This window comes from Ochrobactrum sp. SSR, from assembly GCF_030067775.1.
Classification (GTDB): Bacteria; Pseudomonadota; Alphaproteobacteria; order Rhizobiales; family Rhizobiaceae; genus Brucella; species Brucella teleogrylli.
This window is the reverse complement of record NZ_CP125971.1, coordinates 788,843-812,821: the sequence shown is the minus strand read 5'-3', so window position 1 is coordinate 812,821 and position 23,979 is coordinate 788,843. Positions and strand designations below refer to the sequence as shown.

Below are 23,979 nucleotides of genomic sequence, written 5' to 3'. Positions count from 1 at the left end.
GCGAAAACCGGACACATCCGGGATACGCACCCTCTCCAGACTGGCCTCGTTGCTGGTCGTGCCGCATCGCCGTCCAGAACCCGCAACCCGGTTTCAGAGGAAACGACGATGACGCTTCTTGCTATAGCCTATCTTGGAGGTGCGCTGACCGTATTCAGTCCTTGCATCCTCCCTATCCTCCCCTTCGTATTTGCCCGCGCCACCCAACCGTTCATGCGCAGTACCCTGCCCATGCTTATCGGCATGGCAGCCACATTTGCATTTGTTGCGACACTTGCTGCAATCGGCGGCAGCTGGGCGATCGACGCAAACAGCTATGGTCGCCTCGCGGCGATCCTCCTCCTCACCGTTTTCGGTTTAAGTCTCGTCTCGCCGCGTGTCGCAAGCATCGTTACCCAGCCCGTCGTCGACTTCGGCAACCGACTGTTGAATGCCTCGTCCACACCCGGCAAGGTTCCGACCATTGCTGGCTCATTCATACTTGGCATTGCAACGGGTCTGCTCTGGGCACCGTGCGCCGGGCCGATACTCGGACTTGTTCTGACAGGCGCAGCTCTCCAGGGCGCAAATCTCCAGACAACTTTCCTACTGCTGGCCTATGGGGCGGGTGCCGCCACCTCGCTTGCCGTTGCCCTGAGTGTCGGCGGCGGACTGTTTGCTGCAATGAAGCGTTCGCTCGGATTTAGCGAAGGTATACGCAAGGCAGTCGGGGTCGCTGTGCTGGCCGGCGTCGCAGCAATCGCGCTGGGCCTCGATACCGGTGTGCTTGCACAGTTGTCTTATGCGAAGACGGCCTCGTTCGAACAGGCTGTCCTGGACAAAGTGAACCGCAGACAGGATGCATCAAAGCCGTTCAAGGCAGCCAGTAATGGCGCGCCAGTCATGGCCGCAAAAGCCGAGGAGCCGTTCCGCAGCGACCTGCCGGTGGAGGCGCGCGCGCCCTCGCTCAATGGCGCGGTAGATTGGCTGAACTCCGAGCCGCTAACCATGGAGCAACTCAGGGGCAAGGTCGTGCTGGTCGATTTCTGGACCTATTCCTGCATCAACTGCATACGCACTATTCCTTACGTCCGCGCATGGGCGGAAAAATACAAGGAACAGGGCCTGGTGGTTATCGGCGTACACACTCCCGAATTCGCGTTCGAAAAGAAGATCGATAACGTGAAAAAGGCCGTCGGGGATTTCAAGATCGGCTATCCGGTCGCAATCGACAGTAATTTCCAAATCTGGCGCGCCTACAACAATAGTTACTGGCCTGCACATTATCTCATCGATGCAAAAGGCCAGATTCGCTACCATCATTTTGGCGAGGGCAATTATCGGGAGACGGAGCAGGCCATTCAGAATCTGCTGCGTGAGGCTGGCGGCGAGAAAGCTGCAAGTGCTCCGGTGGCGCCCACCACTAAGGGTGCGGAAGCAAGCCCGGATTTGCTAAACATACGCTCGCCGGAAACCTATCTCGGTTATGAGCGTGCCGACAACTTCGCTTCTCCCGAACGTCTGCGCACCGACAAAGCTTCAAACTACTCTTTCGGGCAACCGGGTCTTAACCAATGGGGCCTTTCCGGCAGATGGACCGTCGGTGCTGAGCAGGTAACCCTAGACCAGCCGAATGGTGCCATCGCTTATCATTTTCAGGCGCGGGACCTTCATCTGGTCCTGGGTTCGGGGGCTGCCGGCAAACCGATCCGCTTTCGCGTAACCATCGACGGCAAAGCTCCCAATGCGGATCACGGTGCCGACACAGATGCCGAAGGCAACGGGACCGTCACGGCGACCCGGCTCTATCAACTCGTCCGTCAATCGGGCGATGTGAAAGCCCATAATTTCGAAATCAAGTTTCTCGATCCTGGTGCCGAAGCCTACGCCTTTACCTTTGGCTGAACCCTTCTCCCTATCCTCTCAGAAAACAGGAGTATTCAATGAAAAGCCGTTTCCTTCCCATGGCTGTGCTTGCCTTAGCAACCAGCGTGACCGCATTCGCGGCACATGCCGCCGATGTGAAAAACATCGTCATCGTCCACGGGGCAATCGCTGACGGATCGAGCTGGCGCAAGACAACGGAAATTCTGGAAAAACAGGGATTTAACGTCTCGATCGTGCAGGAGCCAATCACCTCGTTGGAAGACGACGTGGCTGCTACCAATCGAGTGCTCGAGCTACAAGATGGGCCGACACTGCTTGTCGGTCACAGTTATGGCGGCATGGTTATAACCGAGGCAGGCCACAATCCGAAGGTTAAAGGCCTTATCTATGTTGCAGCTTTCCAGCCTGACAAGGGAGAAAGCCTGTTATCGCTCTCGGGGTCGAAGCCGCCTGCCGGAACGAACATCAAGGAAACCAATGACGGGAAATTTCTCTACCTCGATCCGAAGGCGTTCGGAAAGGACTTCGCCGCCGATTTGCCAGAGGCTGAGGTTAAGTTCCTGTCTAAGTCTCAGGTCTTCGCTTCCAAGCCGGCTTTTTCGGCAAAAGTCAGCGATCCAGCCTGGAAAGAAAAGAAGAGCTGGTCAGTCGTTGCGACCCAGGATCGTTCGATCAATCCCGAACTCGAACGCGAAATGGCAAAACGTGCTGGCAGCGATGTGACCGAGATCGAAGCAAGCCACGCAGTATTTGCCTCCCAACCCGAGAAAGTTGCGGAAGTAATCGCAAAAGCTGCGAGACAAATCGGGAAGTAGTCGATCGGGCAAGAGATAGCGCATTGCGTCGGCTTAACAACGCAATGCGCTTTCGACGTTTCCGTACGCCTCCCAACCGGATTCGAAGCGGATTTTACGTACGCAAGTTAGTACTGCCAGCTCTTGACCAGTTCGTCATAATCGACAGTAACCGGCTTCTCTTTTTCGTTTTCAATCTTGAGCTGCGGCGCCAGATTGCCTTTTGCTACCGCATCTTTATTCCAGTATTCGAGGTCATGCTCTTCAGCGAGTTTTGGTCCGTATTCACCCTGGACGCCAGCACGTTCGAGGCGGGCCAAAACCTGTTCCTGATCCGCACACAGCGAATCCATAGCTCCCTGCGCCGTCTTTGCGCCCGAAGACGCATCGCCAATGGCCTGCCACCAGAGCTGAGCCAGTTTTGGATAATCAGGCACGTTGGTGCCTGTCGGCGACCACTGCACGCGGGCCGGAGAACGGTAGAACTCGACCAGACCGCCAAGCTTCGGCGCGCGATCCGTGAAGCTCTGATGGTGGATGGTCGAGTCGCGGATGAAAGTAAGACCGACGTGGCTTTTCTTCACGTCGACCGTCTTGGAGGTCACAAACTGAGCATAAAGCCAGGCGGCCTTGGCGCGATCGTCAGGTTTTGATTTCATCAACGTCCATGACCCCACATCCTGATAGCCAAGCTTCATGCCGTCTTTCCAATAAACACCATGCGGCGAAGGGGCGACCCGCCATTTTGGAGTGCCATCCTCGTTAACGACCGGAAGGCCGGGCTTGGCCATATCAGCCGTGAACGCAGTGTACCAAAAAATCTGCTGGGCGATATTGCCCTGCGAAGGCACCGGGCCAGATTCGGAGAATGTCATGCCCTGCGCTTCTGCTGGAGCGTAAGCCTTGATCCAGTCTAGATATTTTTGAATAGCATAGACCGATGCGGGTCCGTTGGTATCGCCGCCCCGTGCCACGCAAGACCCTACAAGTCGCGGCTGATCGTCGACCTTGATGCCCCATTCATCAACAGGCAGACCGTTCGGCAAACCTTTGTCACCATTGCCAGGGTGCTGTCACGTTGTTTGCCATGCGGGCGCGTGGAAGCCGCAAGGTGGATTTCAGGCGAGTTGCAGCGCGGCCGTCCTCCATTGGGTAGTTGCGGCTTGACAGAAGGATCGGATCTGGGCAGCGGGGCGATTTGATTGGCGGGAACGAAATGGTTTCGGACAGCTGAGTAGATCGAGACAAATTGTTGCAGTGATCTGATCGACCTAAATCCTTGCCGGGTTCGTTCACGCTTTCGAAATGGCAGATGCGAATTTTCGGCCCTGTTGTTGAGGCCCTTATGAGAGCGATGCTCAACGGCGGGCATGACCTGACGCCTGGCGGCGCCATAGGATCGCAGCTTGTCGGTGATGATGCGCTTGGGCGCCAAGCCTTGTTTCTTCAGCAAACGGACCAGCAATCGTTCGGCTGCCTTGCAGGGCATATCCGTCCTGATCCACGGCACGCCACAGCCAGCATTTTCTCCCCCAATGTGAACGACAACCTCGTCAAGATGCTACACGTCGCTGGAAGAAGGCGATTTGCGGCGTTTGGCATTCGTAGCATATTCGCGTCGTCGCGCCATTGCAGAATATTCAGATCGCCGAAATATGTCCGATGGAGGGGCACTTTAACCAGCCGCGTGGGCCCGTAAATCCTTGCAACCGTGAGCAGAATGCTCGGCATACTGTTTTGTCGATTTATAGATGCCCAACATATATGAATACCCCCGGCAGAGGGGGCGGACGCAGACCGCAACATACAGTGTGATTTTCTGTCAAGGATTGCAGGCTGAAGAAAAACGGAAGGCTCGGGCGCAGCCTGAAAGCCGTTTTTGTTCCAGCTGCAACGCTTTGCGCTTGTCCATTGACGGAAAATTGCACTGGCTATAGGGGCAAAAGAAAAAGAAAAAGAACAAGCCCGCTAAAAAGCGGGCTTCCTAATATTCTGAAAAATTATGCTTTTGACGGTTTTACGAGCTTGAAGTCGCTATTCACGATGGCTCTTGGATGGAAATCACCTTGGCGTCAAAATTTTTGCATTGGTTATCGTGGCAGATACCGTTTATCCAGATTTGACCGTTTCCGAACATTATTCCCTTATAATTGACGAACAGGTCTTCATACTTTTGCGAAGTGATTGCCTTGGTAATGGCGGGCGTCATAATGCCATCGTAGTGCTGAGCAAAGTCTTTGGCAGTCTTAATATGCAGTTCCTTACCATGGACTTTTACGCCAATCGGGTAACTCACAAGCCCGGCCACGGCGTTAGCATCATGTGCGGAAACGGCTTTCTGTAAGGCATGGATGACCGCTTGGTATTTGGTGTGATCCCCTAAAAGTTCATCAATCGTCTGATTTACGTTTTTGTCCTGCGCGCTTACAGAGGTGGAATATGCGATACTGGCTAGTGCAAAAAGAAAGATCGTACTCTTCTTCATGAGCATCCCCTAATAAAGTCCAGTGACCGTGATACACTGAGACGCTACCACAGAGTATTTCAACATAACAGCTTTGTGAGATTAGATGCTAATCGTTATTATCTGTTATAATATAGCTCGGTTCCGGTTTGGGGGTGAAATGTCACCCTAAGCCCAGTTGCCGTATAAACTGAACGATTGGTGTTCTGAAGCCTGCTCATATCTTCCGAAAGGATCGCCTCAATGAGGTGTCTGCGAATATACGCCTCGCCGAACGGAGAATCCCATTTCGATGAGATTGATTTGCCGACCACTAAGCGTTCAGTGGGCACCGTTACGTTAACCTGCCTACGGACATATCCCAGACTTTGATGCACCGTTTGTAAGCGGATTACAGGCCAGCGATATCGCGCCAGACAGTGTTGGCGGCTTGTCTCAGTAACCGATGATCAGCGGCGTTGAATTTGTTACGAGGAAAGTGGTGAAGATTGTAGATTGGATCGTGTATCGAAGCAAACCTTTGTACATGTCGAGCTGACTTGAAACGCTTCATGCCCCGTTCTCGTCGTCGTGTGGGTTGATGCGAATTCTCGGCCCGATTGTTCAAACCTTTATGCTGGCGATGATCACAGACCGTGAGGCCGATCTCTCGGTTGGCGGCACCATAAGATCCCAGTTTATCAGTGACCATGACGCGGGGAACTGCGCCCTGACCTGACAGCAACTTCCGAATGAAGCGCCTTGCAGCCTTGGTATCGCGACGTTTCTGGACCAGCACTTCGAGCACAAAGCCATCCTGATCAACGGCGCGCCACAGAAAGTGCCGCTCACCATTGATTGTCACGACAGCCTCATCAAGATGCCATTTGTCGCCAAGGCGCGGTGTGCGGCGACGGATTTTATTGGCATAGTCTCGTCCGAACTTTTCAGCCCATTCGCGCACGGTCTTGTGGGTGACGATGACCCCTCGGTAAGCCAGCATGTCTTCGACCATGCGAAAGCTCAGCGGAAACCGGAAGTACAGCCACACTGCTTCAGCGATAATCTCAGGCGGAAAGCGATTGCGGTGGTAAAGTGACGGGCGACAGTCGGGCATGCCATCTTATCCACCGCTGAGCTTTACGACAAAGTTAACGTTACGATGCCGTCTCGTTGGCGTCATACAGAGTGGGAGGATCGTCAATCGACGAGGGTCGGACATTTATATGAGCGATAACCCCATCATATTTTGGGCTCTCAGTGGTTTTTTCGCGCTCGGTGTCATTCTCATAGCTGGTCTGGCGGTGATTTGCTTATCGCACTGGTTTTCCCATTTCCGACGTTCGAACCGTTAGGCGAGCGGTTTTCGTACGGGTAACCGGTTCGCCGACGGAAACCAAAGAAGACGGGCGTCTCAGATCCGGTTCTCAGCAAAGCGCGCACGGAATACCGCTGATTAAGGGGGATCGGAAATATAAGCGTGGGCTGCTCGTACGAAGACCATCGCCGCCAGATTGCAGCGATGGACCTGGCGACAAGTCTGCGGAATGCCGATTCAGATCGGTCGAACGTTTTCCGCCTTGGCTTTGCCGGTTTTACGATCCTGGCCGATTTCGTAGCTGACTTTCTGGCCCTCTCCGAGCGATCCGCCTGCTTGGGCTAAGCCGGAGACATGCACAAAAACATCACTGCCGCCACTTTCTGGCGTGATGAAACCGAAACCTTTGTCAAAATTGAAAAATTTTACCGTGCCCGTTGCCATATGGATCCTCTTAAATGGAGCGAGTTTTGCTTTGCCGACGATGGAGACTATTGAATGCGCAGGGGACGCGCAACCTCGTCGTATCGCTGCCACCCCATCGATTGATCATTGAACCAAGCAGCCGCTGGCCATATGACCAGTAAGAATTCTTGTGAGGAGGCGCAGACTTGAGTGTACTATTCCTGAACGGGTCAGGCAGTTTGATTTGTGACGGTGTTGATGCCGGCCAGATTGAATTTAGTATTGCGGAGCCTGCCGACGGTCCGGATACGACCAGGCGTGGAAAACTCTGGGGGAATAGGCAGGCTATTGCTGCCGCGATGGATGCCCAGAAAGTGCAACTGAAACCTTCCGATGCTCATGATCTCTTATCGCTGGATGTCAAGGAGACTGATCGGCAGGGCGGCATGTCATTCAGTGTCCTGTAGCAGGCTAAGCTAAGTGGCCTTTTTGGATCAGTCAAACATTTCATTCGAAGACGCGTCTTCTGGAAGGATGGCGCGTTCAGATGTACTTGATGCGAGCAGGCTGTACGCGAGCGTCGTGACCCCGACGAAAGCTATCAACATGACAATCACCGCCACCAGCAACCGGACGCGTTGTCGGCGTTTGAAAGATGATTGGCCAGTCCAATCGATCGTTGACGGAGGGTAGTTGTCGTTCATAAGTCGATACTGCGCATAAAAAGGTAAACAAGACTCTGATTGAAAGCCGTGCTTACAAAATTTAACTGTGCGGTAGCGGCTGAAAAAGCATGAACGCTCTCTACATTGCCATGGGCGACTGTTTTTCGAAGAGGGCTGACGCTTTTCGATGGCTTCAGCTGACTTTCAAGCGCTGCGAATTAAAATCAGCTTCGCGATCTCCTGAGGAGGGAGGCTCGGATCAAATCTCTTTTGTTTTCTGCAGTTGCAACAGGGGCGGCGACAATGGCAAGCGCTGGCGTTTGGCTCTTTTGCTCTCGGAAGATTTGCAGGGACTTTTGAGCATTCTGCTGGTCTGAATCCGACACTGGCTCAATGGGCTCGCCGTCAATGTCATGACGCATCGCATCTGGCCGGCTGCACGCTAGATAATACCGCTTCGAGTGAACATAAGCGCCGATAGCGCGACGAAGTGCAGTTACACTTACACCTGGACTGAGGAAAGGTGAAACCTGCTGGAAAAAGCCGATTGCGACCGGGCGAATGGGATCGCCAACGGCGGCGGGTAGAATGCCCAACGGCTGCACAAGCAAATTCGTGATGGCCGTCGCTCTGCGAAGATCCTTATCCGTAGCGGTTACAGGCTTCGAGGCGATTTTCGAGTTTCCGTTCATGCTTTCCTATTCCCCCGCACTCTGGTGGTCCGCTGTCCTATTGAGGGAATGTGAACAGCGTTTGACACCGCACATTCTTATCAGCGTGTGAGATTGTCGACTGCGCGATCGCAAGAATCCAGCATACGCTGCAGCGCACAGGATCATTTGTTGCCAGCCCCAGCAGATTACTGACGATAACTCGCGCGCCAGAACATCTTGCCAGTCAAAGAGCTTTGGTTAAAATAGCAACATCGCCAAATAGGATGTTCCGTGCTGAATGATGAGGAACTGTGCCGTTCAGTGAGCAAACAGAAAATAGTGAAAGTCGAAATTAAGAAGGGTTGGAATGTTTAATTTGCTTGGATTTGAATTTTCCAGTTCGATTATTACAACGCCTGTATCGGTTATTATTGCCATTCTGGCGATTTATCTGGGACTGCGTTGGCTTAAGAGCTTCTTTGTTATGACACCCCAGCAGCACGTGAGAATTCTAGAAACGTTCGGCCGTTACACTGGCTATCGTAAAGCGGGTTTGTCGATAAAATTTCCTTGGCCATTTCAGCGCGCTCGCTCGCCGTTTTCCTTGCAGACGAAACAGATCTCTCTTCAGCTGGGCGTCAAATCCAAAGACAATGCCTTTGTCACCATGCCGATCAGCCTGCAATATCGGGTTATTCCTTCCGCTGTAGAGGCGGCCTTTTACGAGTTGCATAATCCCGAAGAGCAGATCGAGTCCTACGTCGCAACAGATGCGCGCGCGGTAGCTGCGGCTAGAACATTCGACCAACTTTATACTGATCGAGACGAATTCACGCGTACTGTCCGTGAATCTCTGGACGAAGCTATCAATGCATATGGTTATGAGATCCGTGCCGTGTTGATTGATGACCCGCGGCCAACGCCGGAGATGATTTCAGCCTTCAACGAAGTGCTGGCGTCTCAGCGCAGATTGGAAGCGGCGCACAACGATGGAGAGGCAGAAAAGATAAAACGCACCAAGAGCGCGGAAGCTTCTGCTGCTGCAATGTCAATTACGGCACGGGGGATCGCAGCCAGTCGCAGCATTATCGCAGAAGGCAATGCGAGAGCTCTTGCCGCCTTTCGAGCGGATACGACACTGACAGATGCAGACGCCATGGAATTTATGATGGAAATCAACCGGCTTGAGGCGCTAAGAGACGCTGCGTCCCACGGAGGCAAAACTGTGTTGGTTACAGGAGATGCACATGGTGGAAATTATGAGACCAGGGCGCTCTTAGGCGGGTTGGCTAATGAAGACGGTGCGAAATCGGAAAACATTGCGAAACGGGAAACTGGGTTTTCCGGCACCCCCAAAGCACAGACCGCTGCAGTTAAGACAGATGAAGTAGTAGACGAACGGATCAACAAGAAAAATGATTAGTGTTTCGGGTCAAAAGCTTCCTGAAGCAGACGAAGTCATCAGGATTTCTGCACGGAGAAAAAAGCCCGCATTCAGATCATTGGTGGCTGTGTTTCTTTGCGCCATTTCCACGGTACACACAGCTTCGAGTGAAGCGGTCGAAATTGATTTGCAGAACGGACTATCGGCCTGCGTCGATCTGAAGCCCGGGCAGGTGAAGAGGCAGGCGAACATTGTTTCCTTCGACGCGAGGTTTAATTTGCACCGATCAATCGGAATGTGTGGATGCATGTCTGCATTGGTCAATTACACCGCCAGCGTGGACGTCAACGGCATACGCCAGAAGCTGCAGCAAGGCATCATTTCACTTGCACGAGAAGGCGATAAAACACTGATCCTCGCATCGGATCAGAATTTGATTGCAGGTCAAGATGTCCGCGTCGAACTGTCCTGCGCCGGGCCACTGTGACTGAACTGATTTGGCTGTACGAACGCTATCATGACGCGCAGGTTCTGACTATTTTTCAAGCTTGGCGGTCCAGATTTTTTTGGACCAGCACTTCCAGCACAAAGCCATGCCATGAGCCTCAGACACATTCTTAGCCAGATCCAGGCCGATTGTGGTAACTTCCATCGCGGACACTCCTATTCGTCGTTGGTTTGAACAACCACCATTTGGTACCTCGATGCCGTCGCGGGGGGCCATCATGAAAAGGGCAGGGACAAACGCTAGGGGTGCCGTCTTGTATTTGCCGATGTAGTGCCAAATGATTACTTTTTTGAAGCCGCACGTTCAGAAAAATCGAGGCGATTTAGCAATTCTTGTATATCAGTGTCCTGATTTCAGTTGGTATCGGCTTGGATGGAAGTTCGTATTTGGTGGCCGATTCCGCGCACGGATATTTCGAGAGAAGTTAGTGTATAGACGGTTGCGGCTTTGGCAGCATCACAAAATTCGCGCTTGTCTGTCATAAGCTATGAAACTCCCCCTATCTATGAAGGAAAACGAATCCCGTGCAGTTTTTGTTCCCCTTCCTTTTTTTCTTAAGAATCAGAGAGTTTCCCAAGTGATACCATATAGTTAGCCGAAAGCTTTCAGCTACTTAAAAGATGAAAAGCTAACCGGTAGCTACCCGATAGCCATTTTTTACCAGAAGGCTACCAGCTACTAAAAAGATAGCGGATAGCTAGCGGCTACCAAATGATCGCCTTTCCTACGGCATAGCTTGATTTTCGTTGATCATGGCTTTCATACGATCCCGCAGCGACGGTTCAACCAAATGTGGTTGCATACTATAAATGCGGGCGCCGATTGTATACGCGGCGCTTTGCATCATCTGGTCCGTCAGCCAATCCGGGCGATCACCGGGAAAGCCTTTTTCGGTCATCAAAAGATTGACCAGTAATTCAAATCGATCCCTGCATTGATCCTGATCGTCGGGAAGGATGATGTTAAGCCCGGATTTTTTGAGCCTGATGATAAAATCGCAGGCATCACTTACCGCTTTTTGCAAATCGTCTTCGGTTGCTGATTTCTGTACGGTTTCGTCAAGGAAACCACGGTCTATATTGTGCATTGTTATCTCACCCGTTTTTGAAAACTGGCTTGCCTTCCCATTCTGTCATTCGGTACATTCGTCTTGAGCGCAGCAGTGAGGAAACCGTTCCGTTTCTACCCCCATCATTGTTGCGCTCAACCTTTTTGGCGCTCACGCGCATGCTGGTGTCGATAGCCCGATCTGACTAGTCGTCGGGATTATCAACATCGCAACCCACGCCATGGCAGCCCATATAATTGCCTTGCGTGTCAAAGTTCGGATTGCCGTCCCGGTCAAATTGTGGCCGATTGTCTATCTCGCTTTCCTCGCGGCGACGGCGTTCCTTTTCTTTCTTGCGCTCGCGCTTGCGTTCCTCACGCGCTCGGTCCTCGCGTTCCCATTCCCGTCTTTTTTCGTCAGCGCGGGCGCTTTGCTCCATCATGCAGTTTGCGAACGCGTCTGTACCTGGCTTGAAGCCGAAAGAGGCGCATGTATCTTGATCGACCTCCTCCGCTGTAACGCAGCCGGCAACGGCCAACGGGACGAAAGCAAGCAATAAGTATCTGAGTTTCAGCTTTGTCATGAACGCTCCCATAGAAAAATGCTGCTTGGCTGGTTTCAGTTTTGATGACGGCGCATGTGACCGAACGCCTTGTTATCGGCGTCGGGTATAAAGGCTGGACCTACAATACGGATTGAGCGGGAAGGGGCGGGACGAAGCGATTGCGATGGAATTTCAGCCACAGCCACGGGGTCCTGATCATCCGGTTTGACGCCTGGTTTCGGTAAGACAGCATCGGCAAGGTGCTTCGATTGCCTTTTGGCCGCAAAGCCCGAACTGACTTTCCGAACGTAGCCATTCCAGTCGCAGCGTTCGAACTTGCCTTCACCATGATAATCGTAAGCTGTTGCGAGATCCGCATAGACCTCACCAGTCAGGACCGAAACCATATCGGCGGCTTCTTCATTCTGGTCATTGATATAGACCGCCATTGCGTCGGTCTTGCAGATCATCTTGCATTGAATGAGAGCGGCATCCGTGCCGCCCTTTTGCTTGTACTGCGAATTGGGCGTCGGGAAATAATAGCCATCCGACAGGCGCACACAGTATTGAAGGGCATTTTTCGGCCCGCGCACCTTTTTAGGAGTGGTCGAGGCCGGTTGTGATCGCGCATTGCCAGCCGCCGACACGTTCATGGCTTGTGGCTTGGTAGCTGCCCTGGCTGTTCGGCCCGTTCGGGCTTCGGCCCTGCATTCATTATTTGCAGCCGCAGTTGCGCGCAACTCCTGCTGCACCTCATTGATCTTCATACCCACTTCACGACAGGCGTTGAAAAAGCCGCCGCCTGTGTCACCGGGCTTGCAGCCGCGCCCGCGCTGGATCGAGCGCAAAGCCGACAACTGCCTTTGCAGCATCTTCACGGCGGGGCTTTGACCCGAAATTCCAGAGCCGCATGAAGCGGCTATTGCTGTACCGGGAAAAGCCGTGGCTACAACCACCAAGGAAATTGCAGTCAGTTTCGTCATCATGTCCGTTGCCCTTCGGAACTGATTATCGAACAAGCCTCAATTGAACCGGATCGGCCGGAATTTCGGAGTGATACGCAGCGCGTACAAACATCGGGTCGGGCTGCAAGCTCTCCATCATCGCAGTCAGTGCAAGTTGCAGATAAAGCGGTGCATCCGGACGTTCGATTGATTTGAGCGCCGCACGCGATAATCCCAACCGGCTCGCAAGCTGACACTCGGTTGTGTTCAGTCTCTTGCAGACTTCGGCTAACCGGAAGTGGGCCGGTTTTCCTCTCGATACCATTCTCGTTCCCTCATTAAATGCTCACGTTCAAAAATACGATCTACGCCGTTTTGTAGTTGAACGTTCAATTAGCCTTCGCAGATACATTCCCGCGAAAATCTGGACGAGACCGCCAGTCAATGCGCCGTCAACAAAGGGGCCGATGACGGCTATTACGTCGATCCCGGCTGACATTTCTGTCTTGCCAAGGATGAAACTGTGAGGTCATGCTGAAGCGCGACTTTTACAGTTTGAGTTTATGTAGAACGATGTCTGTTTGCGATGAGTTTTTGTCGGAAGACTTCTGCTGGCGTTTTGTACCCCAAACATTTGCGCGGCGTATTGTTGAGGCGATGACTGATGAATACGAGATCTCGGTCACTCAACGTTAGTGGATCAAGGTCTCTGGGGAGCCATCGTCTTGTTCGCCTGTTGGTGTTTTCGACCGTTCCCTTTTGCCAGGGCGACTGCGGATCACAGAACCACGTTTGTGATCCGATCCCGGCCTGCAGGTAAGCCCATTCCGTGAACTCAGTGCCGCGATCAAAGGTGATCGAGCGACGCGCCATTTGGGGCAGGGGTTGGAGTACCCTAATCACACCGTCCATCACCGGCCTTGATTGACGATCATTGTTGCGCAACAGGACGGTAAAGCGGCTCACCCGTTCGACCAGAGACGTTACATTGGCCTTGCCGAACGTCTTGCGAAACTGGATCAAATCACACTCCCAGTGGCCAAACTGCTTACGTCTGGCGATCATGTCCGGGCGGTGCAAGATGCTCAGTTCCGGCGGGAAGCGGCGTCCATGGTGGCGCCGGGCATGACGTGGACGCCGCCTGGCACGCTGTTCAGGCAGATATTTCCAAAGCCCTTCTTTTCGACCGTCGTCGGAATAAACAAACTGATAGATCGTTTCATGACTGACAGAGATGGGGTGGCGCTCCAGTTGCATTCTCCCGGCAATTTGCTGCGGCGACCATCCATCGCTGATGTGCTTGATCACGGATTGACGCAAATGATCAAACCGGATGAGCTTGCGTCGTTTCGAGCGACGTTCACGTGCTTTCTGATCGGCAACCGTGCAGTAATACCCAGTCAGGTCCGTGATCTGATCGTCGACAAATCGATTGCGTTTCAACTCGCGGAAAACGGTTGAGCGATGTCGTCCAAGTTTCTCGGCAATAATATCAACGGAGAGGTTTGCAGCGCGCCAGCGGGCGATCTTGCGGCGTTCATCCAGATCAATATGCGCGTAGGTGCGTTCCATGACGGGTTCCTTGCTTAGGATAACTCATTGTTATCGTTTGCAAGTCGCACTTCAAGCTTGAACCCACCCTGTTATAAACGAAAATTGCATAATTTACATTATGGAACCGATCAGGCGCCTGTTGGCCGCGAGGGGAGCAACAGGATATATCGGCCTATTAATTTTGGAACATAAGCTAACGTAAACACAGCTGACCATACCAGCAGATTGTCAGTCAAAATTCGCATTTTGCATGGCCTAAAAAAAGCCGCATAAAAAAACCGGCGGGGACACCGCCGGTTTTCACATTCCCTCAGACCGCTAAAGCTTTTGTTTTTACGCATGTCTTTATCCCGAAACCGGTTCCCACTTTCGGGAGACATGCTTTATCAGGCCAGCGTATAGGCCGTCTTGACCGTCGTGTAGAACTCGGCGGCATAGCGGCCCTGCTCCCGCGGACCGTAGCTCGAACCCTTGCGCCCGCCGAATGGCACGTGGAAATCGACGCCGGCGGTGGGCAGATTGACCATCACCATGCCCGCTTCCGAATTGCGCTTGAAATGGGTCGCATATTTCAGGCTCGTCGTGCAGATGCCCGACGACAGGCCGAAGCTCGTATCGTTGGCGGTGGCAAGCGCTTCTTCATAATCCTTGACGCGGATGACCGAAGCGACCGGGCCAAAGATTTCCTCGCGGCTGATGCGCATCTGGTTGGTGGCCTCGGTGAAGAGCGCTGGCTGGAGATAGAAGCCCGGCGTTTCGCGGTTGAGGCGTTCGCCGCCAAAGGCAAGCTTCGCGCCTTCCTTGCGGCCGATCTCGATATAATCCATGTCCTGCTGAAGCTGGCTTTCATCCACGACCGGGCCGATATGCGTGCCCTGCTTCAGGGCATTATCGACCACGACGCCCTTCAGCCTTTCGATGGCGGCGGCGACGAACTTGTCGTGGATGCCTTCCGTCACGATGATGCGCGAGGATGCCGTGCAGCGCTGGCCGGTCGAGAAGAAGGCTGAATTGACGACGGATTCCACCGCGACATTGAGATCGGCATCATCCAGAACAACGACCGGGTTCTTGCCGCCCATTTCCAGCTGGAAACGGCGGTTATGCTCGATGGAGGCGGCAGCAACGCGCTTGCCCGTGCCGGTCGAGCCGGTGAAGGTCACGGCCTGAACATCGGCGCTGTCCAGAATGGTCTGACCGACAACCGAGCCCTTGCCCATGACGAGGTTGAGAACGCCCTTCGGCAGTCCGGCGCGGTGCAGGATATCGACAATCGCCCAAGAGCAGCCCGGCACGAGGTCGGCTGGCTTGAAGACGATGGTGTTGCCATAGCAGAGCGCGGGCGCAATCTTCCAGGTCGGAATGGCGATCGGAAAATTCCATGGCGTGATGATGCCGACGACGCCGACCGGTTCACGGGTGACTTCAACGCCGATGCCCGGACGCGCCGAAGGCAGCGTTTCACCGGCAAGGCGCAAGGCTTCGCCTGCGAAGAAATCGAAAATCTGGCTGGCGCGGATGGTCTCACCAATGCCTTCGGCCAGCGTCTTACCCTCTTCGCGCGACAGGAGACGGCCAAGCTCGTCCTTGCGCGCCAGAATTTCGTCGGCAGCCTTACGCAAAATTGCGTGGCGCTCCAGAATGCCGGAACGCGACCAGGCCGGGAAAGCGGCCTTTGCAGCGGCAATCGCAGCTTTGGTGTCGTCGGCGGTGGCGCGGGCATAGGTGCCCACCACATCGTTGGTGTCGGACGGATTGATATTGGCAATGCCGTCGCCGCCAACCCACTCGCCAGCGATCAGATTCTGATGAATTGTCATGTCAGTCGCCCTTTCAAAATCAGATTAAGCCGCGCGATGCGAGATTGCGCATCAGATGCGACGAGCCGAACCGCCATGGGCTGCATTCGGTCGACAGACGTACCGTATTGGTCAGCGCACCAAGCTGCGGATTGGAGATGGTCACCACATCGCTGATCTTGTGCGTAAAGCCCTGCCCCGGCGTGTCACGGTCTTCGACCGGCGCAAACAATGTTCCCATGAACAGCACGAAACCATCGGGATACTGATGGTGCTTGCCGATGGTCTGGGCAACCAGATCCAGCGGATCACGGCTGATTTCCTTCATGGTGCTGCGACCGTTGAGAACATAGCCATCCGGTCCTTCGACCTTCAGCGCCAGTTCCGCCGAGCGCACATCGTCCATCGAATAGGTTTCGTCGAACAGGCGAATGAATGGGCCAACCGAACAGGACGCATTGTTATCCTTGGCCTTGCCGAGCAGCAGGGCCGAACGGCCTTCAACGTCACGCAGGTTCACGTCGTTGCCAAGCGTCGCGCCCCTAACCTGCCCCTGACTGTTGACCGCAAGTACCACTTCCGGCTCCGGGTTGTTCCAGGTCGAAATCGGGTGCAGGCCCACTTCTGCACCATGGCCGACAGCCGACATCGGCTGGCTCTTGGTGAAGACTTCCGCATCGGGACCAATACCGACTTCAAGATATTGCGACCAGACGCCCTCTTCGATCAGTGCTGCCTTGACGCGGGCCGCTTCTTCCGAGCCTGCCTTGAGGTTGCGCAGGCTGTCGCCGATGATTGCGCCGACGCGCTCACGGATTTTTAGCGCCAGATCGGGATTACCAGCCGCACGTTCCTCGATCACGCGCTCAACCATGGAGCGGGCGAAGGTGACGCCGCAAGCCTTGATCGATTGCAGATCGTTCGGCGCCAGAAGGTGGAGAGTATTTTCATCACCGGGCTTGCCCGCAAACAATGTTTCCAGCGAACCGATATCTTGTCCGGCGGTTGCACGCACATGAGCCAGCGCATCGTCCAGTTCGAGCAGGTCACGCATTGTCGGTGCAGCTTTGGTGGTAATGTCGATGACGCGCCCTTCGCGCAAAGTCACCAGAACCGGCCCTTTAGCCGTCGGGCTCCATGCGCGCCCGACAAAAGTTCCCGAAGCGAAAGTTTCATTGCTGCTCACGGTAGAATTTTCCTCACTATCTGGGTTGGTTCAATGGGCCTCGAAGGCCATGGTCAGGATATTGCTTTCAGTCATTTCATTTCTATTGAGGATCCCTACCAATTTCCCTTTTGACAAAACGGCGACGCGGTCACACAGCGCAAGAATCTCGGGAATTTCTGAGGACGCCACGATCGCCGTCAAGCCATCGGTGACCTGCTGCATGATGATTTCATAAATTTCAGCCTTAGCGCCAACATCGACACCGTGGGTAGGCTCATCGAGCAGAAGCAGACGTGGTTTGCTCATCAGGGCGCGGGCGAATATCACCTTTTGCTGATTACCACCCGACAATGTGGAAATCGGTTGACTATCGTTCTCCATCCGGATGCCAAGCATTCTCCGATAGTGCGCCAACCGTCCCGCATCCGCTTTTCTATCTGAAACTGGACCCCGCGCATAAAGACGCAGACTTGAAATGGCTGCATTGTCGAGCACCGAATGCTGAGGCAAAATGCCCGCAACTTTGCGTCCCTCAGGAACCAGCGCTATACCCTTTTTTATCGCCTGACTTGGATCGGATAGGATGAGCGGTTTTCCACACATTTGAATTTCGCCACCCGCAAGCCGACGAGCTCCGTGAATGAGCTCGATAAGTTCTGTGCGGCCTGCCCCCACCAACCCAAAGAGGCCAAGCACCTCGCCTTCGCTCACTTCAAGATCGAGGGAGCGGATCAAGGTCCCATCGCTGACATTCTTCAGGGATAACACCGTCCTGTTATGGCTCACGGCATGATCATGGCGGGCGAAAAGCGCCGGCTTGCCTGTCATGTCGGCAATCAATTGGTCACGTGTCGTGTCAGCTGGACGCCTCTCACTGACGATAGCCCCATTTCTAAGCACGACCATGCGATCACATAGCGACAACGCCTCTTCAAGCCTGTGGGTAATAAAGACGATCGCCGCACCTTGCGCGCGCGCCGCTTTCACGTAGTCACAAAAGCTTTCGACTTCGTGTGGGGTCAACGAAGACGTCGGTTCATCGAGAATGAGAAGTCGAGGTTCACGCGCCGCAGCTTTTGCGATTTCGACCAACTGCTGTTCGCCAGCGCGTAGACCGGAAGCCAAGCGCTTCGGGTCGATGTGGCCAGCGCCGACCCTAGCGAGAATATGGCGCGCCTTGTCGGCCATCCCCGCAAAATCAACAAAGCCAAACGCGTTTTTGGGCATGCGTCCAAGGTGAAGGTTCTCAGCAACGCTGAGAGCCCCCACTACCGAAAGCTCTTGATGAACAAAACTCACCCCAGCCTTGATGCCATCGGCGACATTGCGATATGCAATCGCGGCCTCATCGATCTCGATCGATCCTGCGTCAGCCGCGAGACCTCCAGAGAGGATATGCATAAGCGTCGATTTGCCTGCACCGTTTTCGCCCAGCAAGCCGACGATCTCGCCAGCTCGAAGGTCGAGATCCACGGCATGAAGCACTTTATTGCCAGAAAAGCTCTTGGCAACGCCACGTACTCTCATGACCGTTTTTAGCTCCTCCGAAGAGTGCCGTGTGGCTGTTTTGGGTAAGGACAAGCTATTCGACATTGTCGGGCGTCAACAAATTGCCAGCGACGGGGATCACTTTGGAAGGCGGTTCATGACCCGAGACCAGGAAATTATAAAGATAAACACTGGCGTCGAGAGCTTGCTGATAAGGAGCCTGGTCGAGAAGGCCAACCATTTCGCCGGTCTTGAGATATTGAATATTATCCGGCGTGTGATCAAATCCAACAACGCCGACCTTTCCTGTCAGGTTCAAATCCTTGACGGCTTTGGCCGCGCCGAACGGGCCACCGGCGGTGACATAAACCATCTTTAGGTCTGGATTTGCGGTGCTCATATCCTGCAACAATGAATAGGCAGCCTCTGCCTTGTCCTTGTTCTCAAAGGGTCCCAGAATCTGAATTTCCGGCGCTTTCGCCTTGATATAATCAAGAGCGCCAGCCATACGCTGGTTGTGCTGCGTTGCCCCAAAGTAACCGGTGATGACACCAAGTTTGCCTTGACCATTCATCTGTTTGACGATGAATTCACCAATCTGCTCGCCAGCCGACGTGGCGTTCTGCCCGATAAAAGCGAGACGCTTGGATGGCGTCGCCCCTTCGGCGACGATAGTGAAAACCGGCACGCCAGCATCTGACGCCTCGTTGATGATCCGCGCCGTGCCGTCGAATATCGGCACCACGACAATGCCGTCATACTGTTTGGCGAGCGCACCCTCGACACCCGAAACAACTGCCTCCGCCGACAGTTCGCTGCCCAAATCGATGAAATCCACTTTCGCGTTAAAGTTCGACAAATAGTCGTTCGCCGCCCCGGCTCCTTCGGTCACCGGCGTCCAGAAAGGATTGTTCTGGAACGAAAGAAACGCGATCCGGATTGGGCCTTTGGTGTTTTCAACAGCTGCGACCGTTCCTCCTTTTGGTGGTTCCCCAGCGTGAGAGGGTAGAGCCAAAAGAGCTGTGGTCAGCGCGGCCATGGTGAATGTTCGGATTCTGTCCCAATACATCTAAATTCCTCCTCCAATCGTTATTCGTCTTCATTGCCACGTGTTAAACCATCGATGCCAACGGCAAGGATAATAACCAGGCCCTTGGTGACAACCTGCCAGTAGGCGGCGACTCCAAGCAGCACAAAAGCATTATTAAGAAGCGCCATAAGCAGGGCTCCAATTACGACGCCAATGATGGAGCCGCGTCCGCCCGACAGTGCCGTTCCCCCCAGAATAACAGCCGCAATGACATCGAGTTCGTATCCAATCCCAAGATTTGGATCCGCGCTTGCCAGATTGCCGGACAAAATCAAGCCGCCGAGCCCGGCGAGAAGCCCACAAATGGTAAAAACAACCAAGCGCGTTGCCTTGATGTTGACGCCGGCAAGACGGGCCGCCTTGGGATTATCGCCAATGGCGTAAATCTCACGCCCAATAACGGTGTAGGTGACAAACACGTGGACGATGATTGCAAGCACGATCATTAGCAAAAAGGACACAGGAATACCGAGCAAGCGGCCGGCACCCACAAATTCCGCCAAGCCACCAATCGGCACAGGAATTCCACCGGTCATCAGCAAGGCCAGTCCACGTCCGATTGACAAGACGCCCAATGTTGCAATGAAGGGATTGATCTTGAAGCGGGTGTAAAGAACGCCGTTGATAACGCCGCAAGTAACTCCGGTCAAAAGCCCTGCCGCCAGACCCACACTCTCATAACCAGTGTCGCGTATCGTGATTGCGGCAACGACCGCTGACAGACCAATGACCGAACCGACGGAGAGATCGATGCCACGCGCGATGATCACCAGCGCCTGACCGAGCGCGACTATGGCCACGACCGATGCCTGCCGCCCGACATTCAGCAAGTTTCGAGGCGACAAGAAATAGTCGCTCGCAATTGCCAGATAGATTGCGACAGCAATCAGCATGAGCAGAACCGACGCTTCACGATAGCGCGCAAGCTTCCTCACAAACTGCATGTCTTCTCCCCTTTGTTGATTGCGTCTTTATTCAATGTCGCGAGATCAACGGGTGTACGCACTATTCGCTTCCGGTTCAGGCACCGGGCGGTTGAGACTGGATCGCGCATCAAGCTCGCGGGCCTTGTTTACCCACAGAACCGAAACAAGCGTGATCAGACAGTAAAGCGCTGTAATCACAGCGACTGGCCAGACAGAACCATACCAGCCAACAAGCGCCGTCGCGACCAATGGAAGAGGGCCAACGAAGATGGCACCGGTGACCTCGCGCGCGAAGGCGATGGCGCTATAGCGCACTTCTGTTGGGAATATGTCGCAGTAAAATGCTGGTTGAACGCCAAACGACGACCTGGCACCGATAGCATGACCAATGATAATCAGTACAACCGCAGTCCAGGGCGTCCCGGCGCCAAGCAGTTGAAAATAAAACAGCGAATAGATAGCTGCTGCAGCCGATCCCATCGCCATTATCGGAACGCGCCCGAAACGATCAGACAACGCACCGAAGACGACACACATGACGGCACCAAAGGCACTTGAAAGCATCACGCCGGTCAGAATGATTTCTCGTGAAAACCCAAGTTTGGACGTCGCATAGGCAAGAGTGAAAGTCTGGAAGACATAGGAAAGGTTAGGAGCAAGGTTCGCGCCCATCGCCGCCATCATTGTGCGGGGATGATTGCGAAGCACTTCCAGGACAGGCAATTTCGTGTCGCGGCGTTCTTCCTTCACCTGGACAAATTCCGGTGATTCTGGAACCTTTCGACGTATATAGACGCCGAGAAACAGCACTAGTCCGCTCAGCAGGAATGGAATACGCCAGCCCCAGCTCATAAAGGCGTCTTCCGGCAGCAATGTAAAGAGTGCAAAAACACCCGCGGCCAGAATAGTCGCCACATCCACGGCTGCGGCGGGAAGGCTCGCAAAGAGACCTCGTCTTTCTGCGGCAATCTCGCCTGCCATAACCACAGCGCCGGCATATTCGGCGCCCGCGCCCAATCCTTGCACAACACGAAGCAAAAGAAGAAAGATCGGCGCCCAAACGCCAATGGAGGCATAGGTTGGCAAAAGGCCAATGAGCGTCGTGCTGACACCCATCATCAAGAGCGTCAGCATCAGCACCGGTTTACGACCGATGCGGTCGCCCATCCAACCAAAGACGATCCCGCCAAGCGGGCGCACCAGGAAACCCACGGTATAGGTCGCGAAAGAAGCAATGATGCCCGTCGTAGGGTCAAATTGCGGAAAGAAGAGATGATTGAATATCAATGCGGCGGCGGTGGCGTAAAGTATGAAGTCATACCATTCCACAACTGTTCCAATTGTGCTTGCAAAGATAGTGCTGGCAAGTGCTTTCGACTTGCTTTTTGAACTCGTTTCCACGAGCATTCCTCCCATGAACAGGTCGTTGATAAAGTAGAAAGGCTTCCTCCCGAAACCTCTACCGACGCCGGAAAACCGGCGCTCTTTTCTCTTTGAAAGCCGCGCGCCCCTCCTGCGCATCGACAGTCGCAAAACAGATCGTCTGCAGGTCGCGTTCGTACTCGATGGCTTTTTCGATTGGCATCGAAACCGCTGCCTTGAGGTTGAGTTTCGCGGTTTCCGCGGCAATCGGCGCGCGCGTTGCAATCACGTTGGCAATCTCGCGTGCGCGTATAAGAAGATCCGCCTGCGGCGCGACTTCACTCACCAACCCCCAGCGCTCCGCCTTCTCGGCAGAAATTGGGTCGCCTGTCATAATCATCAATGCTGCATTGGATGCGCCAATGGAATGCGCCAGATGGGCGGCCATTCCCCCACCACCGATCCAGCCGAGCTTGATCTCGGGTGCCGCAAATTGCGCGTTATCAGAAGCAATGCGGATATCGCAAGACATCGCGGTTTCAAGCCCGCCACCAAAGGCATAGCCATTGACGGCCGCAATCGACGGCTTGAGAAGCGCGCGGAATGCATCGCAGTAATCCGGCCGATTGCGGAACTGCCACGGCGTCTCATAGGTATCGAGTTCGCGAATGTCCGAGCCCGCACAGAATGCACGTTCTCCAGCACCCGTCAGAATAACGCAACGGATCGTGTCGCTGTCGTTGCATTCGGTCACGGCTGCGACAATGGCATCGGCCATTTCCGGAGTCACGGCATTGAGTTTTTGCGGACGGTTTAATGTGATGACGGCAACCGCGCCGTCGATTTCGAATTTGATATCTTCAGTCATGGAAAACTACCTTTCACCGCCATGCACGCGCGAAGCGGCGTAGAGAGTTTGCAACTCATTCAACACTGCAGATGCCGGGCGGCGTTCATCGAAAGCCGCCCCCAAAAGCGCTGAAGCCTTGCCCTGAAACGCGACGTAGCCATCATGGCGCGGGCGCACATAAGCCTGTTCCAGCGTGTCCGCTGTGTTGCGATAGAAATTGCCCCATCGCCGGTTCACTCGCTCATCGTGCCAGGCGTCGCGGCGCGATGGCTGGCCTTCATGATCGGGAATGAACCCGGATTGGGCTTCACGGCTCATCAGCCACAAAAGATGGGCTTTGAGCGCCGAGGTGATGTGTGCACGGCGCGAAACACCAATGCCCGTGCCGCCCAATGTCGAGCCAGGACGACCACCAGTGGCGACCCGTGGCGCATTGTGAAATACGACAGACTTTCCGCTTCGCGGCGCGGCATAATTCACATAACCATAGACCAGGGGGCACAATGCAACATCGTCATGCTCGGCCATGTGGCACAATATACCGATGGGATTCTTTTGCCGAACAGACGTTGGGCTGTGCGCCGCAAGTTCTGCCATCAGATCAAAGACCTGCCGCCCGACCTCTTCTGAAACCAATATATCTGGGTCGTCTTCGGCAGGCGGCTCGCCAAATGCGGCAGCGATAGAAAAAAATGACAGACAGGCGTGTGGGCCTGCAAGCGAAAGCGCGACTTTACCGCTTTTTTGCGCGAGGCGAAGCACCTCGTCCCATGTAACAGGAACCGTGTCGACTAGGTCCGGGCGAAGCGCCATGACCTGTGTTGCGGCGTCGAGTGGCAAGGCCCAGTGCCTGCCCGCAAAGCGATAGCTCGTCAAGGACGGGCCGATGCTGGCTTCGCCAAGCTTGGCAACCGTTTCATCGTCAAACACCTCCTCAAGTGAAAGCAGGCAGTCGCCGGACACGGCCTCGCCCACATGGGGATGATCGAGCACCACGAGATCGTATCGCGCGCAAAGATCGGCGATCGGGTGGGATTCAAAACCTTCAAGTGGCTGCTTGTCCCAATGGATCTCCAAACCCGCTTTGATGACATCCGGCAATTTTGATGCCGCAGCCAATGCATTGTAGCCACGCGGATGATCCCAGGTGAGAGCTTTGATCACCTGCAT

The 23,979-nt window shown here is 54.2% G+C and carries 21 protein-coding genes and 2 pseudogenes; 5 read left to right on the top strand and 18 right to left on the bottom strand.

Translation table 11 applies throughout. From position 1 onward, the window contains the following. The first annotated feature begins 108 nt into the window (after positions 1-108). Together QLQ11_RS21250 and QLQ11_RS21245 are read left to right on the top strand one after the other, a co-directional pair. Positions 109-1,884, top strand: coding sequence for a cytochrome c biogenesis protein DipZ (locus QLQ11_RS21250; RefSeq protein ID WP_283735497.1), 1,776 nt, complete (start codon positions 109-111; stop codon positions 1,882-1,884). A 38-nt stretch (positions 1,885-1,922) separates the two neighbouring features. Then, positions 1,923-2,681 carry an alpha/beta fold hydrolase gene (locus tag QLQ11_RS21245; protein WP_283735498.1) on the top strand — a complete coding sequence of 253 codons (759 nt, stop codon included), beginning with the start codon at positions 1,923-1,925 and terminating at the stop codon, positions 2,679-2,681. A gap of 107 nt (positions 2,682-2,788) precedes the next feature. Here the strand turns inward: QLQ11_RS21245 and QLQ11_RS21240 are convergent. The 5 genes and pseudogenes from QLQ11_RS21240 to QLQ11_RS21220 form a co-directional block, all read right to left on the bottom strand. Next, positions 2,789-3,724: pseudogene (locus tag QLQ11_RS21240) on the bottom strand (carbohydrate ABC transporter substrate-binding protein); the annotation flags it as partial. A gap of 134 nt (positions 3,725-3,858) precedes the next feature. Further along, positions 3,859-4,251: pseudogene (locus QLQ11_RS21235) on the bottom strand (transposase); the annotation flags it as partial. 447 nt (positions 4,252-4,698) lie between these two features. Next, entirely contained in the window at positions 4,699-5,145 is a 447-nt protein-coding gene (locus QLQ11_RS21230) for a hypothetical protein (RefSeq protein WP_283735499.1), read from the bottom strand. A 370-nt stretch (positions 5,146-5,515) separates the two neighbouring features. Then, positions 5,516-6,220, bottom strand: coding sequence for an IS6 family transposase (locus tag QLQ11_RS21225; protein ID WP_283735500.1), 705 nt, complete (start codon positions 6,218-6,220; stop codon positions 5,516-5,518). 438 nt (positions 6,221-6,658) lie between these two features. Beyond that, complete coding sequence (locus QLQ11_RS21220; RefSeq protein ID WP_283735501.1) at positions 6,659-6,865, bottom strand: cold-shock protein; 207 nt, start codon at positions 6,863-6,865, stop codon at positions 6,659-6,661. Positions 6,866-7,032: 167 nt separating this feature from the next. Between QLQ11_RS21220 and QLQ11_RS21215 the strand changes: the two genes are divergently transcribed. Then, on the top strand, positions 7,033-7,293 hold the full coding sequence (locus tag QLQ11_RS21215) for a hypothetical protein (RefSeq protein WP_371836011.1): 261 nt from the start codon (positions 7,033-7,035) through the stop codon (positions 7,291-7,293). Positions 7,294-7,715: 422 nt separating this feature from the next. On the opposite strand, the gene QLQ11_RS21210 is transcribed toward QLQ11_RS21215, so the two are convergent. Next, positions 7,716-8,183: a ProQ/FINO family protein gene (locus tag QLQ11_RS21210; protein ID WP_371836010.1), complete on the bottom strand. Its 468-nt coding sequence runs from the start codon at positions 8,181-8,183 to the stop codon at positions 7,716-7,718. 328 nt (positions 8,184-8,511) lie between these two features. On the opposite strand from QLQ11_RS21210, the gene QLQ11_RS21205 reads away from it, so the two are divergent. Further along, positions 8,512-9,567, top strand: a complete 1,056-nt coding sequence (locus QLQ11_RS21205) for an SPFH domain-containing protein (protein ID WP_283735502.1) — start codon at positions 8,512-8,514, stop codon at positions 9,565-9,567. Continuing rightward, positions 9,560-10,015 carry a DUF2195 family protein gene (locus QLQ11_RS21200; protein ID WP_283735503.1) on the top strand — a complete coding sequence of 152 codons (456 nt, stop codon included), beginning with the start codon at positions 9,560-9,562 and terminating at the stop codon, positions 10,013-10,015. The genes QLQ11_RS21205 and QLQ11_RS21200 overlap by 8 nt, the downstream gene beginning before the upstream one ends. Before the next feature lie 745 nt (positions 10,016-10,760). On the opposite strand, the gene QLQ11_RS21195 is transcribed toward QLQ11_RS21200, so the two are convergent. The 12 genes from QLQ11_RS21195 to QLQ11_RS21140 form a co-directional block, all read right to left on the bottom strand. Further along, on the bottom strand, positions 10,761-11,123 hold the full coding sequence (locus QLQ11_RS21195; protein WP_371836009.1) for a hypothetical protein: 363 nt from the start codon (positions 11,121-11,123) through the stop codon (positions 10,761-10,763). 166 nt (positions 11,124-11,289) lie between these two features. Continuing rightward, the gene (locus QLQ11_RS21190) at positions 11,290-11,667 is read right to left on the bottom strand and encodes a hypothetical protein (protein ID WP_283735376.1); all 378 of its coding nucleotides are present in this window, start codon (positions 11,665-11,667) and stop codon (positions 11,290-11,292) included. Positions 11,668-11,702: 35 nt separating this feature from the next. Then, positions 11,703-12,614 (bottom strand): DUF2865 domain-containing protein, encoded by a 912-nt coding sequence (locus QLQ11_RS21185; RefSeq protein ID WP_283735375.1) that lies wholly within the window; start codon positions 12,612-12,614, stop codon positions 11,703-11,705. A 519-nt stretch (positions 12,615-13,133) separates the two neighbouring features. Further along, on the bottom strand, positions 13,134-14,144 hold the full coding sequence (locus QLQ11_RS21180) for an IS30 family transposase (protein ID WP_283735505.1): 1,011 nt from the start codon (positions 14,142-14,144) through the stop codon (positions 13,134-13,136). A 368-nt stretch (positions 14,145-14,512) separates the two neighbouring features. Beyond that, complete coding sequence (locus tag QLQ11_RS21175; RefSeq protein WP_121537164.1) at positions 14,513-15,946, bottom strand: aldehyde dehydrogenase family protein; 1,434 nt, start codon at positions 15,944-15,946, stop codon at positions 14,513-14,515. Between the two features lie 19 nt (positions 15,947-15,965). Next, on the bottom strand, positions 15,966-17,111 hold the full coding sequence (locus QLQ11_RS21170; RefSeq protein ID WP_283735506.1) for a fumarylacetoacetate hydrolase family protein: 1,146 nt from the start codon (positions 17,109-17,111) through the stop codon (positions 15,966-15,968). 30 nt (positions 17,112-17,141) lie between these two features. Next, on the bottom strand, positions 17,142-18,620 hold the full coding sequence (locus QLQ11_RS21165; RefSeq protein WP_283735507.1) for a sugar ABC transporter ATP-binding protein: 1,479 nt from the start codon (positions 18,618-18,620) through the stop codon (positions 17,142-17,144). Positions 18,621-18,675: 55 nt separating this feature from the next. After that, the gene (locus QLQ11_RS21160) at positions 18,676-19,650 is read right to left on the bottom strand and encodes a sugar ABC transporter substrate-binding protein (protein WP_283735508.1); all 975 of its coding nucleotides are present in this window, start codon (positions 19,648-19,650) and stop codon (positions 18,676-18,678) included. Between the two features lie 20 nt (positions 19,651-19,670). After that, positions 19,671-20,615, bottom strand: a complete 945-nt coding sequence (locus QLQ11_RS21155; protein ID WP_283735509.1) for an ABC transporter permease — start codon at positions 20,613-20,615, stop codon at positions 19,671-19,673. 45 nt (positions 20,616-20,660) lie between these two features. Continuing rightward, positions 20,661-21,998: an MFS transporter gene (locus QLQ11_RS21150; RefSeq protein ID WP_283735510.1), complete on the bottom strand. Its 1,338-nt coding sequence runs from the start codon at positions 21,996-21,998 to the stop codon at positions 20,661-20,663. Between the two features lie 58 nt (positions 21,999-22,056). Next, entirely contained in the window at positions 22,057-22,827 is a 771-nt protein-coding gene (locus tag QLQ11_RS21145) for an enoyl-CoA hydratase/isomerase family protein (RefSeq protein WP_283735511.1), read from the bottom strand. Positions 22,828-22,833: 6 nt separating this feature from the next. Beyond that, a complete protein-coding gene (locus QLQ11_RS21140) occupies positions 22,834-23,979 on the bottom strand; it encodes an ABC transporter substrate-binding protein (RefSeq protein ID WP_283735512.1) in 1,146 nt (381 codons plus the stop codon).